The organism is Nitrosomonas ureae, assembly GCF_900108305.1.
Lineage (GTDB): Bacteria > Pseudomonadota > Gammaproteobacteria > Burkholderiales > Nitrosomonadaceae > Nitrosomonas > Nitrosomonas ureae_B.
This window is the reverse complement of sequence record NZ_FNUX01000006.1, coordinates 133,915-148,892: the sequence shown is the minus strand read 5'-3', so window position 1 is coordinate 148,892 and position 14,978 is coordinate 133,915. Positions and strand designations below refer to the sequence as shown.

13 protein-coding genes and 1 tRNA gene are annotated in these 14,978 nt (G+C 45.4%); 3 read left to right on the top strand and 11 right to left on the bottom strand.

Going from position 1 to position 14,978, the window contains the following annotated elements; all coding sequences use genetic code 11:
* Positions 1-173 precede the first annotated feature (173 nt).
* Positions 174-716: a YMGG-like glycine zipper-containing protein gene (locus C4S39_RS05605; RefSeq protein WP_103966055.1), complete on the top strand. Its 543-nt coding sequence runs from the start codon at positions 174-176 to the stop codon at positions 714-716.
* 141 nt (positions 717-857) lie between these two features.
* On the opposite strand, the gene C4S39_RS15265 is transcribed toward C4S39_RS05605, so the two are convergent.
* The 4 genes from C4S39_RS15265 to C4S39_RS05585 form a co-directional block, all read right to left on the bottom strand.
* Positions 858-1,058: a hypothetical protein gene (locus C4S39_RS15265; RefSeq protein WP_181023760.1), complete on the bottom strand. Its 201-nt coding sequence runs from the start codon at positions 1,056-1,058 to the stop codon at positions 858-860.
* Between the two features lie 814 nt (positions 1,059-1,872).
* A tRNA-Lys gene (locus tag C4S39_RS05595) sits at positions 1,873-1,948 on the bottom strand.
* 224 nt (positions 1,949-2,172) lie between these two features.
* Positions 2,173-4,407 carry a Tex family protein gene (locus tag C4S39_RS05590; RefSeq protein ID WP_103966054.1) on the bottom strand — a complete coding sequence of 745 codons (2,235 nt, stop codon included), beginning with the start codon at positions 4,405-4,407 and terminating at the stop codon, positions 2,173-2,175.
* A gap of 126 nt (positions 4,408-4,533) precedes the next feature.
* Entirely contained in the window at positions 4,534-4,866 is a 333-nt protein-coding gene (locus C4S39_RS05585; RefSeq protein ID WP_103966053.1) for a putative signal transducing protein, read from the bottom strand.
* Between the two features lie 45 nt (positions 4,867-4,911).
* Here C4S39_RS05585 and C4S39_RS05580 point away from each other — a divergent pair, with 45 nt between their 5' ends.
* The gene (locus C4S39_RS05580; protein WP_103966052.1) at positions 4,912-5,799 is read left to right on the top strand and encodes a recombination-associated protein RdgC; all 888 of its coding nucleotides are present in this window, start codon (positions 4,912-4,914) and stop codon (positions 5,797-5,799) included.
* A 68-nt stretch (positions 5,800-5,867) separates the two neighbouring features.
* On the opposite strand, the gene C4S39_RS05575 is transcribed toward C4S39_RS05580, so the two are convergent.
* The 7 genes from C4S39_RS05575 to C4S39_RS05545 form a co-directional block, all read right to left on the bottom strand.
* On the bottom strand, positions 5,868-6,554 hold the full coding sequence (locus C4S39_RS05575) for a DUF6781 family protein (protein ID WP_103966051.1): 687 nt from the start codon (positions 6,552-6,554) through the stop codon (positions 5,868-5,870).
* A gap of 38 nt (positions 6,555-6,592) precedes the next feature.
* The gene (serS, locus tag C4S39_RS05570) at positions 6,593-7,909 is read right to left on the bottom strand and encodes a serine--tRNA ligase (RefSeq protein WP_103966050.1); all 1,317 of its coding nucleotides are present in this window, start codon (positions 7,907-7,909) and stop codon (positions 6,593-6,595) included.
* 34 nt (positions 7,910-7,943) lie between these two features.
* A complete protein-coding gene (locus tag C4S39_RS05565) occupies positions 7,944-9,278 on the bottom strand; it encodes a replication-associated recombination protein A (protein WP_181023759.1) in 1,335 nt (444 codons plus the stop codon).
* Positions 9,256-9,879, bottom strand: coding sequence for an outer membrane lipoprotein chaperone LolA (gene lolA / locus C4S39_RS05560; RefSeq protein ID WP_103966049.1), 624 nt, complete (start codon positions 9,877-9,879; stop codon positions 9,256-9,258). The genes C4S39_RS05565 and lolA overlap by 23 nt, the downstream gene beginning before the upstream one ends.
* A gap of 60 nt (positions 9,880-9,939) precedes the next feature.
* Complete coding sequence (locus tag C4S39_RS05555) at positions 9,940-12,240, bottom strand: DNA translocase FtsK (protein WP_103966048.1); 2,301 nt, start codon at positions 12,238-12,240, stop codon at positions 9,940-9,942.
* Positions 12,241-12,379: 139 nt separating this feature from the next.
* Positions 12,380-13,312, bottom strand: coding sequence for a GGDEF domain-containing protein (locus tag C4S39_RS05550; RefSeq protein ID WP_103966047.1), 933 nt, complete (start codon positions 13,310-13,312; stop codon positions 12,380-12,382).
* Positions 13,313-13,532: 220 nt separating this feature from the next.
* Positions 13,533-13,949 (bottom strand): RDD family protein, encoded by a 417-nt coding sequence (locus C4S39_RS05545; protein ID WP_103966046.1) that lies wholly within the window; start codon positions 13,947-13,949, stop codon positions 13,533-13,535.
* Positions 13,950-14,261: 312 nt separating this feature from the next.
* Here C4S39_RS05545 and C4S39_RS05540 point away from each other — a divergent pair, with 312 nt between their 5' ends.
* On the top strand, positions 14,262-14,975 hold the full coding sequence (locus C4S39_RS05540) for an energy transducer TonB (protein WP_103966045.1): 714 nt from the start codon (positions 14,262-14,264) through the stop codon (positions 14,973-14,975).
* Positions 14,976-14,978: the final 3 nt, after the last annotated feature.

Sequence of the window (14,978 nt, the reverse complement as noted above, 5' to 3'; positions counted from 1 at the left end):
TATTCTCCAGATTCGACAAACTGGATGTCATCTTCCTTTCTTTCATCCATTTCGCTCTTATCGTTGAAGCACTTAGATAGTGTTAACAGGCCATAGTCATAATGGACAAGAAAATTAAAATTTTTTGTTAGATATCATTTATTTTGATAGCCCTTTAACTTCTAAAGATATTAATGAAAAGATTATTCATATTTATAATTTTTTGCTTAATAAGCGCTTGTGCAAATCTACCAAAAGGCCCTAGCATCATGGCATTGCCCGGATCTGGTAAAAGCTTTGAACAGTTTCGTTCTGACGATAATGAATGTAGAGAATATGCTTTTCAACAACTTGAGGGAAATACACCTCAGCATGCGTCAAATAGTAGCGGTGTACAAAGTGCAGTTGTTGGAACAGGACTAGGAGCTGCTGCGGGTGGTGCTATAGGTGGAGGGGAAGGCGCTGCTATAGGTGCGGGATTAGGACTTTTAATGGGAGCGATATTCGGCAGAAGTAATGCTTCTACATCAGGGAGTATACATCAACAAACATTCGATAATAATTATATTCCGTGCATGTATGCCAAAGGTCATAGTGTACCTGTTGCGGGGAATGTCACTAAGAATCCATCATCCACTTACAATGGAGCTAATCGAACAATTCCTACCTCGTTCCCAAATATTAATCCACCTTTACCTCCGTCAGGTAATCCTCCACCTCCTCCATCAATTAGATAAAAATCCTTATATTTTATTTTTTGCAAAAGAAATAAGGAAATATATATAAGCTGGATAAAACAAAAATATTATATTAGGTTAAATATGTACCGCATGGTCAAGCACTACTTGGATGAGTTCGTCAGGCAATTCATAGGGGCGTTAATCAGCCGTGAAATCTATAAATGACAGCAAATTACTCTGGAAGAAACGCTGACCGATATCCAGCGTGCAGCCCGATTTTACTATCTGCAAAAGCTTGTATTCGGTGGCAAGGTATCGGATCAGAACTTTGGTATCGAAGCCACCCGCGCACCGCGACTGAATTTGTTGTGGATGGAAGAGGATGTGAGCCAGGCGCATCTGCGGTTATCGCGAACCTATATTGAAAACCTGAGCTGGCAGGATTGCATCAAAAAATACGACAGGCCGTACACCTTATTTTACTGCGATCAACGTAGTGCTAGTCGATCTGAATTGATCATTAAGAATTTTTAAAATTTGTTTATGTTAGATAGCGAACAGATTTAACTTATTAATTATTCTCATAATAAAATACTTAACAAGGAGAATCTAATGAGAAACTTAATTGTAGTGATGATAGGTATAAGCATTTTTGGGCTAAGTGGGTGCCTATCGATTAATTCTGAACGAGCGCCAGAAACTGAAAGAGTCATCGTAGTACCTGACGATAATGAGAAGAAAGTAAAAGTTGTACCTTAAAAGCCATACTGAACGATTGATTGTTTGACCTTCTCAACAAGCTAAAAAGTCTTTTATCTAAATAAAGCAATCCCCGGCTATGCCTGGGATTGATCGATCAAGGGCAATAAGATAATAGTCTCGGTTAATGGTATATCCGAGATGAAAAAAGCATTCAAAATTACCTATATCGTAGGGGATGAGGTCGATCTGCGCGACGAATCGAATTAATAATCTAAAATTTTGGGATTAGAACGTTAAATCCTCAAATCCGCAGTGCCAAATAAAGCGAAAAATAGTGCCAAATTGCGCGATTAGTTACAATTAGTTACAGCTGCATAAGTTAGAAAATAAACGGACAAACCCGCCCTAGTGGCGGGTTTGTTTATTGCGCCTTATATCTGTCTATTGTAACCCCCGTGTAACCCCAGAAATAAAAAAGGGATTAGAATTTATTCTAACCCCTTGATTTATTTGGTAGGCCGTGCGCGATTCGAACGCGCGACCAACGGATTAAAAGTCCGCTGCTCTACCGGCTGAGCTAACGACCCAAAGCGCGGCATTATACCCGATTCGACTGCCAATATAAATGGCTTTATCGAATGGAATGCAAATTTGGTAACTATTGATATCGTTTGCTGGCTGATATTGTGATGAATTATATTTTTTATCCCCGGTTTTCGATGGCTTTGTTACAGGAATCTATGTCTGATTCGTAATCAGAATTAAAAATCTTTTCCACAACGAAGCGTTTTCCATTCGATAGGTATTATTATTATGATTCTTTTAAGATATTTTTCTTGTTGTCAGTAAGTTTCATTGTCAGTGCAATTCGCTTACGTTTCTCATCGATATCTAATACCATGACTGTAACTACTTGACCGACTTCAACAATCGCATGTGGGTTTTTGACAAACTTATCTGATAGCGCCGAGATATGCACTAAGCCGTCCTGATGCACACCGATATCTACAAATGCACCGAATGCGGCAACGTTGGTGATAACCCCCTCGAGTACCATGCCGGGGTGCAGGTCTTTCATGGTTTCAATGCCTTCCTTAAAAGTGGCGGTTCTGAAGGTGGAGCGTGGATCGCGACCGGGTTTCTCGAGTTCTTTCAGGATGTCTTTGACGGTCAACAAACCAAATTGCGCATTGGCGTATTGTTCCGGGTGGATAGTTTTTAAAATTGTTTGATTACCGATCAACTCCGAGATGTTCAGTTTTACGTTATTCAATATTTGCTCAACCAGCGGATACGATTCCGGGTGAACAGCGGAAGCATCAAGTGGATGGGCACCATTTGGAATGCGCAGAAATCCGGCGGCTTGCTCAAAGGTTTTTTCGCCCAGGCTCGGGACTTTCATCAGATCGATGCGTTTAGCGAACATGCCATTGGTGTTGCGGTATGCGATGATGTTGTGCGCGATTTTGCTGCTGAGTCCGGCGACATAACGCAGCAATGCCGCAGATGCGGTGTTGACATCAACGCCGACGGCATTGACGCTATCTTCCACCACAGCATCGAGCGATTGCGCTAATTGGCTTTGATTGATGTCATGCTGGTACTGACCGACACCGATCGATTTCGGGTCGATCTTGACCAACTCGGCCAGGGGATCCTGTAACCGCCGTGCAATCGAAACCGCACCGCGCAGAGATACGTCCAGTTCCGGTAATTCTTCCGATGCCAGTGCGGAAGCGGAATACACTGATGCACCCGCTTCCGACACCATGATCGATGTGAGTTTAAGTTGCTGATATTGTTTAATCAGATTCCTGGCCAGCAAATCAGTTTCGCGCGATGCAGTACCGTTGCCGATCGCAATCAGCGCGGCGTGATGGCGTTCCGCCAGTTGTTTCAAGATCGCCAACGCACCGTTCCAATCGTTTCTCGGCGCATGCGGATAAATTGTCGCGGTGTCGAGTACTTTACCGGTAATGTCAACAACGGCAGCTTTGACGCCGGTGCGCAAGCCCGGATCGAGTCCGATGGTGACGCGCGCACCGGCGGGGGGTGCAAGCAACAATGCTTTGAGATTCTGTGCGAACACCTGGATCGCTTCAGTTTCGGCGCGTTCCCGCAGATTATTCATTAATTCCGTTTCCAGGTGCGTGAAAATTTTATTGTGCCAAGCGATGCGCGTGGTATCGATCAGCCAGCTATCTGACGCGCGCTTCTGATCACGGATATTGAATTGGCGCGCGATCCGCTGTTCGCATGGATTGGGTGCTACATTCCGATTCTTTTCTTCCAATTCAGAATTCAGCAGCAGTTTTAGCTTTAGAATGCCTTCGCGTTCTCCGCGTAGCAGCGCCAACGCACGATGCGAAGGGATTTTGCCGATGGCTTCGCAGTAGTCGTGATAATCGGTGAATTTAGTGTCGCTGTCTTTTTTGTCCTTAGCGACCTTGGCGGTCAAAACACCGTGCACGTGCAAGTAGTCGCGCAATATTTGCAGCAGCGGCGCATGCTCGGAGAAACGTTCGATCAGAATATGCTGCGCACCCGCCAATGCTTGGCCGGTATCGGCCACTCCTGGATTGTCGCCTTCGCCGGTAGTAAATGGTGCCTTCAGGTATTTCGCCGCTTCAATGAGCGGGTCGAGCCTCGGATCGCTCAACAAAGTATCCGCCAGTGGCTGTAAACCTGCTTCAATGGCAATTTGTGCTTTGGTGCGGCGTTTTTTGCGGTACGGCAAATACAAATCTTCCAGGTGTGCTTTGTTTTCCGCATGTGCAATCGCATCGAGCAATTCCGGCGTCATTTTGCCTTGCTTCTCAATGGCTGAGATGATCGCTGTACGCCGTTTCTCCAACTCGCGCAGGCTATGCAACCGCTCCGCCAATAATCGCAACTGCGCATCATCCAGACCGCCGGTCGCTTCCTTGCGGTAACGCGCGATAAACGGTACCGTAGCGCCATCGTCGAGCAATTGAATCGTGGCTTGGATTTGTGAGGGTTTTATTGAAAGTTCAGTGGCGATGCGGTGTTCGATGGAGGGCAACATAAGATTTCTTTGGGTAAGTGAAGTATTGAGGAATGATGGTAAACCAATTTACCGCGCAATCACAATTGATCAATCGCAGGTTGGAGTGATGACAGAGATTTTTTATCTCATTACGAAATTTTAGTTTCAGCTATGATCGCGATATACTGCAATTTCCAATCCGCTCCCGCATTTCCAGCACAACTGAAAATTTGCCGGATTTTCTTCATGGCATGATGGACAGTGTACATTGCCGGTCGTAACCGGGGTGTTTTCGTAGGTTTCGATGACGCGTTTGGCGCGCTCATGATCATCGTCGCGAGTGATCCATACTTCCGGATACGCGTGCGTGAAGGGGATTTCCCCGGTTACGCCCTGCGCGTGCTGGTTAAAAATTTGCGCCGGGATGTAGGCGTGTTCAAGCAGATCCAGTACTATCTGCGCTTCCATCAGATTGTTAGCGGAATATATTTTTTTCATGCTAGAGCAATTTTAAAATAAATCAACGATTAATATAGAAAAACTATGTGGTTCAGAAATTTACAAGTCTATCGTATCACCAGCGGAAATATAACATTGAATAGCCTCGAAGAGGCGCTGTCCAATCATGCGCTGCAACCATGCTTGCAAATGGAGATGCAAAGCCGTGGCTGGATGACGCCGCGCGAGGAACAGCAAAATTTTGTCCATGCGTATGGTCAGCAGTGGCTGATTGCTTTGGGCGTGGAGAAGAAATTATTACCGGCTGGTGTGATCAATCAGCAGGCTAAAGACCGTTTGGCGAAAATTGAGCAGATGCAAGGCTACAAGCCGGGTAAAAAACAGATCAGGGATATCAAGGAAGCTACAATTATTGAGTTGATGCCACGTGCTTTCACGCAGCGGCACAAAACTTATGCCTGGATCGATGCAATCAAGAATCGCTTGATTATCGATACGGCGAGCACCCAGAAAGCCGATGAATTGGTTGAGGTATTGGTTAAATCGATGCACGGTCTGACATTGGCGCCACTGGAAACGCAGGTTTCGCCTTCTTCAGCGATGACGCGTTGGTTGTCCGATACTGATTTGCCATCTATATTCAGCATCGATAGGGATTGCGAGCTGCAAGGCATGAATGATGAGAAAGCGACTGTCAAATATACTCATCATGTGCTGGAAGCTGAAGAGACCGCGCGTCATATCCGGGCGGGGAAGAAAGTGATCAAGCTGGCAATGACGTGGGATAGTAAAATTTCATTTGTGCTGCATGATAATTTACAGCTGCGGCGGATTGCCCCACAGGATATCCTGAAAGAATCGACTGAAAATGCTGAAGAACTGTTTGTCAGTGATTTCGCCATTATGACCGGTGAGTTAAGCCAGCTTATCACCGAAATGGTTGACGCATTAGGCGGCGAGGATTTAAGTTAGGGTGTCGCCGGTTTGCAAATTTTGTACATGACCGGCGCTCGTTCCATTTATCGAATTTTATAATAGCTTTATTTGGATTTGTCTTTGATTCCCGAGAGTACGCCTTGAGTAATTTTACCTACAAATTCGGCTGTTTTTTGCGCGAGGGTGACGCCGGTTTCCAGCTGGGATTGTCCGACTGCTGCGATCTGTTGCGCAAAAATGGCCAGGGTTTCTTTTAATTGCGAGCCTACCGTGGTTCCATTATTTTTTGCATGCTGGCTTAAATCCAGCAGAATTTCTGCAATCACTCCCTGCGCCGCTGTACCGGTACGATGAAGCGTATCAAGAAATAAACTTTCCAGGCTTTCCAGGTCAGAGCGTGTGCGTTGTAACTCGGTATCCGAGAATTTCCTGGCCTGGCCGGTTACTTCCTGAACGGCAAGTTTGGAAGCTTCAGCAAATCCAGCGAGCGCGGAATCAAGCCCTGCAACCGCTTCAGTGATCTGTGATTTTGCTGCGTGCGCTTGATTAGCCGCATGTTGCAATTGGTGCGCTGCGCCGTCGTGCACGCCATCCATCACTGCGGTGACGATTCGCTGCATGGATTCCAGATCGATATGTTTTACGTTCATGGCTTCGAGGGTTAACCGGTGCACGGTTTCCCGGATATGCGTGCCGTTGGCGATCGCTTCACGAACCTCAGCTTCGAGTGCTTTGAGTCTGTTGCCGTTATCAGATGTGTCGTCGAACTGACCGGTATGTTCATTTTGCATGATGGGACTTCCTATGGAGAAAAGTGAATCATTATTTTTTATTTTGCGCCGCTATGCCCGAGTTGGTCAAGGCCATTCATATAGGAGCGCAAAACTTCCGGTATGGTGATGCTGCCATCTGCATTCTGATAGTTTTCCAACACAGCTACCAGTGTGCGTCCGACAGCCAGACCGGAGCCGTTTAATGTGTGTAATAACATCGGCTTGCCATTTTCATTGCGAAAGCGTGCTTGCATGCGGCGGGCCTGAAACGCTTCACAATTGCTGCAGGAGGAGATCTCCCGGTAAGTGTTTTGTGCTGGCAGCCAAACCTCGATATCGTAAGTTTTTGCTGCCGAAAAACCCATATCACCGGTGCACAAGGCCATGACCCGGTATGGCAGCGCCAGCTTCTGTAAAATTTTTTCCGCATGACCGACCAGCTGTTCCAGCGCATCGTAGGATTGATCCGGATGAACGATATGTACCAATTCCACTTTATCAAATTGGTGTTGACGAATCAGGCCACGTGTATCACGGCCATAGCTGCCGGCTTCGGAACGGAAGCAGGGTGTATGCGATACATATTTGAGGGGTAGTGATTGCAGCGGTACGATTTCATCGCGCACCATGTTGGTAATGGGTACCTCTGCAGTAGGAATGAGATGATATTCAGGCATGTCTCCTGCAGAGGATGATTCTGCGCCACCGGCGGTGACGGCAAATAAATCCTGTTCGAATTTGGGGAGTTGTCCCGTACCGCGCAGACTATCCCGATTGATCAGATAGGGTACATAAGTTTCCGTGTATCCATGTTCCAGCGTATGCGTATCCAGCATAAATTGAGCCAGTGCCCGATGTAAACGGGCGAGTCCGCCTTTCATCAGGCTAAAGCGTGCACCGCTGAGCTTGGCGGCGGTTTCAAAATCCAGCAGTCCGAGGCTCTCGCCGATACTGACGTGATCCTTGATGACAAAATCAAATTGCCGCGGCTCACCCCAGTGGCGAATTTGCACATTGTCTGTCTCATCTTTGCCATCAGGTACGTTGATATATGGCAGGTTAGGCACCTCGAGCAGTATTTTCTGTAAATTATGTTGAATTTGCTCCAGCTGATCTTCCGCAAGCTTCAATGTATCACCCAGGTGCGCTACTTCAGCCATAATTGCCGAAGTGTCTTCACCTTTGCTTTTAGCCTGGCCGATTCTTTTTGAAATTGCATTGCGCTGTGCCTGCAATTCCTGTGTTTGGGTTTGGATAATTTTGCGTTCTGCTTCCAGGGTATTAAATGTTTCTACCGGGAAGGTGTAGCCTTTTTTGGCGAGCTGTCGGGTAACATTATCCAGATCAGTGCGTAATTGTTGAATATCTAACATGCAAAAACTCCCAATAACCGGTATTAATTAAATTCTATAATTTATTCTTTGCTTGTTTATCCAAGTTTCGCAAGTAAGCTAATTTTTCTTGAATTCTCTGTTCGAATCCGTAAGCAGTCGGTTGATAAAAACGCACCTCAGGCATTTCATCCGGAAAGTAGTTTTCACCCGCGGCATAGGCTTCAGGGTTATCATGTGCGTAAATGTATGCATTTCCATAGCCACTATCTTGCATCAGTTTTGTCGGTGCGTTACGTAAATGCATCGGAACACGGCGCGATTTATCCTGGGCAACCAGGGAGCGGGCTTTCTTGTAAGCCAGATAAGCGGCGTTACTTTTTGGTGCGCATGCCAGATACAAGGTGGCTTGTGCCAGCGCCAATTCACCTTCCGGAGTCCCCAGTCGTTCGTAAGCCTCACAGGCATCCAATGCCAGACGCAAAGCACGCGGATCAGCCAGGCCGATGTCTTCAACGGCCATACGGATTAACCTGCGTCCGATATATAGTGCATCGGCGCCGCCGTCCAGCATGCGGCATAGCCAATAGAGCGCCGCATCGGGCGAAGATCCACGAACGGATTTATGCAATGCGGATATCTGATCATAAAATTCATCACCGCCTTTATCAAAGCTGCGCACATTGCGTGATAGTGTGTTGAGGACAATATCCTTACTGATTTGCGTGATTGATTCGGTCTGAGCTGCGGTGTGAATTTGTTCCAGTAGATTCAGTAAACGCCTGGCGTCACCATCAGCGAATTCAATCAGTAATTTCCTTGATTCATCGGAAAACTGCACGTTATCCGGTATCAAGTTTTGGGCGCGTTCAAGTAAACAGGATAGCTCGTGTTCGGACAAAGCGGTGAGGATATACACTTGAACGCGCGATAGCAGCGCATTGTTAATCTCAAATGATGGGTTTTCCGTAGTCGCGCCGATGAAAGTGATCAAGCCTTGCTCTATGTGCGGTAAGAAAGCATCCTGTTGTGATTTGTTAAAGCGATGCACTTCGTCGATAAAAAGAATGGTATGTCGATTGGTTTGCTGCAACGCTAACTGAGCTTCTTCGAGCGCATTGCGAATATCTTTGATGCCAGATAGGACGGCGGATAACGATATGAAATCACAGTTGAATTCTGCTGACATGAGACGTGCCAGCGTGGTTTTTCCGGTTCCTGGCGGACCCCATAAAATCATGGAATGTGGTTTGCCCGATTCAAATGTCAAACGTAGCGGCTTTCCTGCGCCGAGTAAATGGCTTTGTCCGATGACGTCGTTGAGTTGTTTAGGGCGTAACAGCTCCGCCAGCGGTGCTCTCGGTGCATTGGCCGAGAAAAGGCCAGGATCATTCAGTGATGACGTCTGCATTATCCGGAGGGGTGAATTTAAATAAATCGGTGGGTAGAGTGGGGTTTTTATCTAATTCGGAAAATGACAAGAATGTCGTTTGCCCAAAACTATCCCGCAACGCCATGATCTTGAGTTCACCCTCCGGCGAGAATCCCATCTGAATGAATTCAAAAGTGCTTTCCTTGCTTTTGGGAATTGCTTCGAGCCATTCCATTTCGTTTTGCACACCTAAATCAACCAGTTCGAAATTATCTTCAATCGTACTGCTACCGGCGAGCAGAGCGGCTGGACTGCTGCCGATAGCGATGTTGAATTGGCGTATAGTTACTTGATTGAGGTCATGATCATAAAACCAGACTTGCGTGCCATCGCCAACAATCAGTTGCTCATAGGGTTCTTCGTAAGTCCAGCGAAATTTTTCCGGACGCTCGAATTGCATGGTGCCTGCTGATTCTTGAATGGCGCGGGAATTTTTGTCATACAGCGTTTGCGAGAATTTTGCGCGGACTGTGCGGGTTTCCTGGATGAAAGTTTTCAGACTATTGATAGCGGCGGCTTCAGTCAAAACGGGTATCAGACTAAGCAACAAGAAGAAAATGGAACAATTTAAACGCACCATAGGTTCCTTTAATGAAATGGGTGTGTAGGGTCTGATATATTATATTAGCTGAGAGGTGGATTATTCGTTACGTGCCGGAGCTAATACTTCCCGATTACCGTTACTTTGCATTGACGAAACCAAACCGGCTCGTTCCATATCTTCAACTAGTCGGGCCGCGCGATTATAGCCGATGCGCAAATTTCTTTGTACGAGAGAGATAGAGGCGCGACGGGTTTTGATGACGATGGCAACTGCTTCATCATAGAGCGGATCGGCTTCACCCTCGGATGGTTTTTTAAATTCGAGTGAATTACCGGCATCGCTTTCTTCATCGTCAATTCTAAGAATTTCTTCGATATAGTTAGGTTCTCCATGCTCTTTGAGGTACTCAACTACTTTATGCACTTCATGATCAGCGACAAAAGCACCATGAACACGTTGCGGATAGCCGCTGCCGGGCGGTAAGTACAGCATGTCACCCTGACCCAGTAAGGCTTCTGCTCCCATTTGATCGAGAATGGTGCGTGAATCAATTTTGCTCGAAACCTGAAAAGCAATCCGTGTAGGAATGTTTGCTTTAATCAAACCGGTTATCACATCGACGGAGGGGCGTTGGGTTGCCAATAGCAGATGAATGCCCGATGCCCGCGCTTTTTGTGCAAGCCGGGCAATTAATTGTTCAACTTTCTTGCCGGCGACCATCATCAAATCGGCTAATTCATCAATTACCACGACAATGAGCGGCAATTCTTCCAGGTATTCCGGCTCTTCTTCAGGCAGTGCCAGCGGGTTAATTACGGGCGTTTCATTTTTACTGGCCTCTTGTATTTTCTGATTGTAGCCACCGAGATTGCGTACACCTAATGCAGACATCAGTTTATAACGACGCTCCATTTCGGCGACACACCAGCGTAACGCGCTAGCTGCTTCACGCATATCGGTGACAACCGGCGTCAGCAAATGCGGAATACCTTCATATACCGATAATTCCAGCATTTTGGGATCAATCAGGATCAAGCGAGTCTGATCGGGTGTGGTTTTATAAATAAGACTCAGAATAACGGCATTGATTGCCACTGATTTGCCAGAACCGGTGGTTCCAGCTACCAGTGCGTGAGGCATTTTAGCTAGATCCGATACCATCGGGCGGCCACTAATGTCCTTGCCCAATGCAATGGTCAGCGGTGAAGCGGAATCGGCATAGACTTGTGAACTGAGAATCTCCTGGAGTCGAACAATCTGGCGTTTTGGATTGGGAATTTCCAGCCCCATGGTGGTTTTTCCCGGGATAGTTTCGACTACCCGGATACTGGCAACTGATAGCGCGCGCGCCAGATCCTTAACCAGATTAATGACTTGATTACCCTTGACGCCAATGGCCGGTTCAATTTCATAGCGGGTGATGACTGGTCCCGGAAAGGCGGCAACGACTTTGACATCGACACCAAATTCCTTGAGCTTTCGTTCGATCAGGCGAGAAGTGAATTCCAGAACCTCTTTGGATAATACTTCAAAATCTTTATCCGGTTCATCCAGAAGATGCAGAGGAGGCAGTGGTGAGTCAGGTAAATCTGAAAATAAGGAAGATTGTTTCTCTTTGACAATGCGTTGAGATTTAACAATATTCGTAGTCGGTGGCTCGATATGCAGAATCGGATTGCTTTCAATACGTTTTTTCTCGTTTTCAACGGTTTTTTCCCGGACGTGAGAGGCAATGACGCCTGCAAATTTATCCTGTTTTGTTTCCCATGTATTTCTGAGAAGTAATAATAGATTTTCAACACTCTCGCCAAGCATCTCTACAAACCGGACCCATGATAAACCGGTAAATTGACTAAAGCCGACGGCAATGAGTATCAATAATGTCAGCGTTGCGCCCGTAAATCCCAGTATTTGCGAGAGATAATGACTAATTGTGTTGCCAAGCATTCCACCTGGCAGTAAAGGCAATGAAATACTGAGAGAGTAAAATCTGAGCGATTCCAGTCCGCTGCTAGCTGCTAGCAATAATAAGAAACCACCAAGAGAAAGTAACAGGGAATGCCGGTCAAAAATACCGGCAGTATCTATTCGACGATAGCTCCATGCAATTGCAGACAGAAAGAAAGCAACCCACCACCATGCGGATGCGCCAAATAGATATAGTAATAAGTCAGCCAGCCATGCGCCGACGTGCCCTCCTGCATTATTGATTTGATTAAAATCGCCACTGTGTGACCAGCCGGCATCGCTGCGATCATAACTAAAAAATATCAATATCAGATAAAGTGCGGCGCCCATCAATATCAATAGTCCTGATTCGCGTAATAACCGGGCTACTCTGGGTGGAAAGGGATGGCCGCTTGATTTTTTGGCCATCGGCTTGTTCAATAAACTCATGGGTGTCTCAGAAACGTAGGGTTTTGTCTGATTGATACCCTGGATTATATAAGAGAATTTGAGGTAATTCCTTCAATGCATCAATAAATGCATTTTTTCTGCAGTTACAAAGAATCGATTATTGAGCTAGAAAATGGGGTCAATCGTATCTCGAACGTGACAGGATGGCAGCGACAGGGGTTTTTTCTTTATGGGCAACTGCAGGCAAAGTGGAAACCTTATGCCCTCCATTTTGCTTTGAGATAAAGAGTGCATCTTCTGCGCGCTTGCATAGATTAATTTTGTTATCCGCTTCTTCAAGCGTCGCGATACCGATGCTTATCATGATCTTGTTTTCAGCATTTTTATCGATGATGGAGGAGATTTTCTTACGGATGGCTTCACATACTTTTTTAGCTTCGATCAAATCCGTTTCAGAAAATATAATGGCAAACACATTAATATCAATGCGATAGAAGAAATCAGTGATTCTGATGTTAGTCTTGATTTCTTGAGAAACTTTCTTAATGGAATTACTTTTGCTTTTATAGTCGTAGTTATCAGTAAATAACTTTAAAAGATCAATATCGATAATCGCTACGGATAAACTCCGGTTATATCGTTTGCTGCGCAGTATTTCTGTATCCAGTTCGGTTTCAAAGGCCTGGCGGTTTTTGTATCCTGTAACAGGATCAATCAATACCTGATTCATTAATGTTGTGATGTCCACATTTGCTTTTTTGATTTTAATCACCATATATGCGGAACAAATGATCAACAACAAAGTTATTCCTCGATTAAACAATACAATATTTAATGGGACAACCGTGTGCGATGACAGAAAGAATCCCGCAATGGTTAGAATGAATCCAAGCGTGGCAATCAGATAGGTAAATTGGACTCCGCTTACCCATAGACTGGCGAATATTACCAGTGCAAAAGGGACACCCGCCGCAACGCCCAAAGGAAGGCTTAAGTCAATGATAAAAATAGCGATCGTTGCGGCTAAGATAACAACGCAGTTAGCTTGAATGGAGCACTCTTTCAGATAGAGTTTCAAGCCGGTAATTGCTGAGAAAATTTGGCTACGCATTTGTTTAAATGATCGCTAATCTGGAGGTGAAGTAATAATATCAACGAATTACTGAAACCAATCTTTAAATGCTAGTTATTATAGTATAGGGAAAATTATAACAAGGCGATTAGTATACACTTTTTTATGCTGCGTCAAAAAATGTGCATGTAAATTCCTATGAAAAGACCAAGGTAATAGATGGATTATCGTAACAGGGTTAGTAGATTTCAAGCGAACCTTAACTTATCAATAAAATGATCCGGGTCCCTGCGATACGGTCATGGAGAAATTGATGATCGCGATCAAACAATGCCCAGATGATTCCACACCCAAAAAGAAAGATGCCGGTTATTGCAAGCAAGTAACGAATAATGGCTTGTTTTTTTGTTAGGCTACCGCCATTCGCTGTCACGATGCGCATCTTCCAGGTTTGCATGGCTAATGTCTGTCCGCCATGTGTCCAAAACCAGGTGAAGTAATATCCCATAATCAAGAGTAGATAAAATTGAAATAACGGCTGGAAATAAACAGCTTGCGTATCCCTGAAAATAAGATGAAAAATGAATCCCGCAAATAACAAAACGGCTAATAGAAGAAGAAACTCATAAATCAGGCAAATAATGCGACGCCAGAAGCCAGGTGTGGAGTAAGCCATGTTTGAATTAAATTGAATATGATTGCATTATCTGTTAGTTAGCGCGGTGAAAATTTTTCATTAATGATAAAGCCTTCCGTATTGTTTTGACAAATTATCCTGGTATTAAGCTTCAATCTAGCGATTGATAACTATTATCGTTTGCGTTATCATGCAGGACTGTTTGGCTTTGTTTCTGACCAATAGTACTCAGGGCGCGGAAACAGATCGTTGATGTAATGGTTGTATGCGGATTTGTCGAGTCAGTGCACTTGGTTGTGGTATTTTCGAGTCAATAATGAGTAAGAATTTTTCTGGATTTGTTATTCTGTAATGCAATCATTATCTTGGAAAAATAGTGAATATTCTGAGCGGCAACAACGCCTTATTTCATTGCCAGGATTGTTGTTTGTACTGGTTGTGCACGCTGCCTTATTTTATTTTTTATGGAATCAGCGCTTAATTCCAACTCCTGATCAGGCGGTTACTTTATTTGCTGAGCTAATTGCCCCGTCAATACCACGAGCCGCTCCTGAAGCACTGCCGGAGCCTGTGCCGGTAAAACTTCAGCCAGCCAAAAAACCTGTTGTCAAACCCAAACAAGAACGCCTCGTAGCGAAAGCTCCCGTGATTCCCAAGCAGGAGTATATCGAATCTGCTCCGGAGCCGGCGCCTGTAACAGCGCCGGCTCCGGAGCAGATGGAAAAATCCGGATCCTTGCCGGATTCCGCGCCAGCACAAATGCCAACCGGGCCCGTGACGTTGACTTCGGAATTATCCGTTTCTTGTCCAAAATTATCTCCACCAACGTATCCCGCCATCTCGCGACGCATGGGTGAGGAAGGTAAATTGGTGTTGCGTGTAGAGCTGGATGAAAGCGGGCGTATTGATGAGGCAAAAATTCTTAATAGCAGTGGTTATGAGCGTCTTGATACTGCAGCATTGACTGCGGTAAAAAACTGGCACTGTAATCCGTCGTTGCGTAATGGCCAGCCGGTTAGGGCGGTAGCCTTACAGCCTTTTAATTTTGTACTGCAAGGAAATTAATTC

Coding starts and splice junctions, on each gene's coding strand:
- serS (WP_103966050.1), bottom strand. CDS start 7,909: ATGTTAGATATTCAACAATTACGCACTGATCTGGATAATGTTACCCGA.
- C4S39_RS05575 (WP_103966051.1), bottom strand. CDS start 6,554: ATGCAAAATGAACATACCGGTCAGTTCGACGACACATCTGATAACGGC.
- C4S39_RS05545 (WP_103966046.1), bottom strand. CDS start 13,949: ATGGCTTACTCCACACCTGGCTTCTGGCGTCGCATTATTTGCCTGATT.
- C4S39_RS15265 (WP_181023760.1), bottom strand. CDS start 1,058: ATGCGCCTGGCTCACATCCTCTTCCATCCACAACAAATTCAGTCGCGG.
- C4S39_RS05565 (WP_181023759.1), bottom strand. CDS start 9,278: ATGCAGACGTCATCACTGAATGATCCTGGCCTTTTCTCGGCCAATGCA.
- C4S39_RS05580 (WP_103966052.1), top strand. CDS start 4,912: ATGTGGTTCAGAAATTTACAAGTCTATCGTATCACCAGCGGAAATATA.
- C4S39_RS05585 (WP_103966053.1), bottom strand. CDS start 4,866: ATGAAAAAAATATATTCCGCTAACAATCTGATGGAAGCGCAGATAGTA.
- lolA (WP_103966049.1), bottom strand. CDS start 9,879: ATGGTGCGTTTAAATTGTTCCATTTTCTTCTTGTTGCTTAGTCTGATA.
- C4S39_RS05605 (WP_103966055.1), top strand. CDS start 174: ATGAAAAGATTATTCATATTTATAATTTTTTGCTTAATAAGCGCTTGT.
- C4S39_RS05550 (WP_103966047.1), bottom strand. CDS start 13,312: ATGCGTAGCCAAATTTTCTCAGCAATTACCGGCTTGAAACTCTATCTG.
- C4S39_RS05540 (WP_103966045.1), top strand. CDS start 14,262: ATGCAATCATTATCTTGGAAAAATAGTGAATATTCTGAGCGGCAACAA.
- C4S39_RS05555 (WP_103966048.1), bottom strand. CDS start 12,240: ATGAGTTTATTGAACAAGCCGATGGCCAAAAAATCAAGCGGCCATCCC.
- C4S39_RS05590 (WP_103966054.1), bottom strand. CDS start 4,407: ATGTTGCCCTCCATCGAACACCGCATCGCCACTGAACTTTCAATAAAA.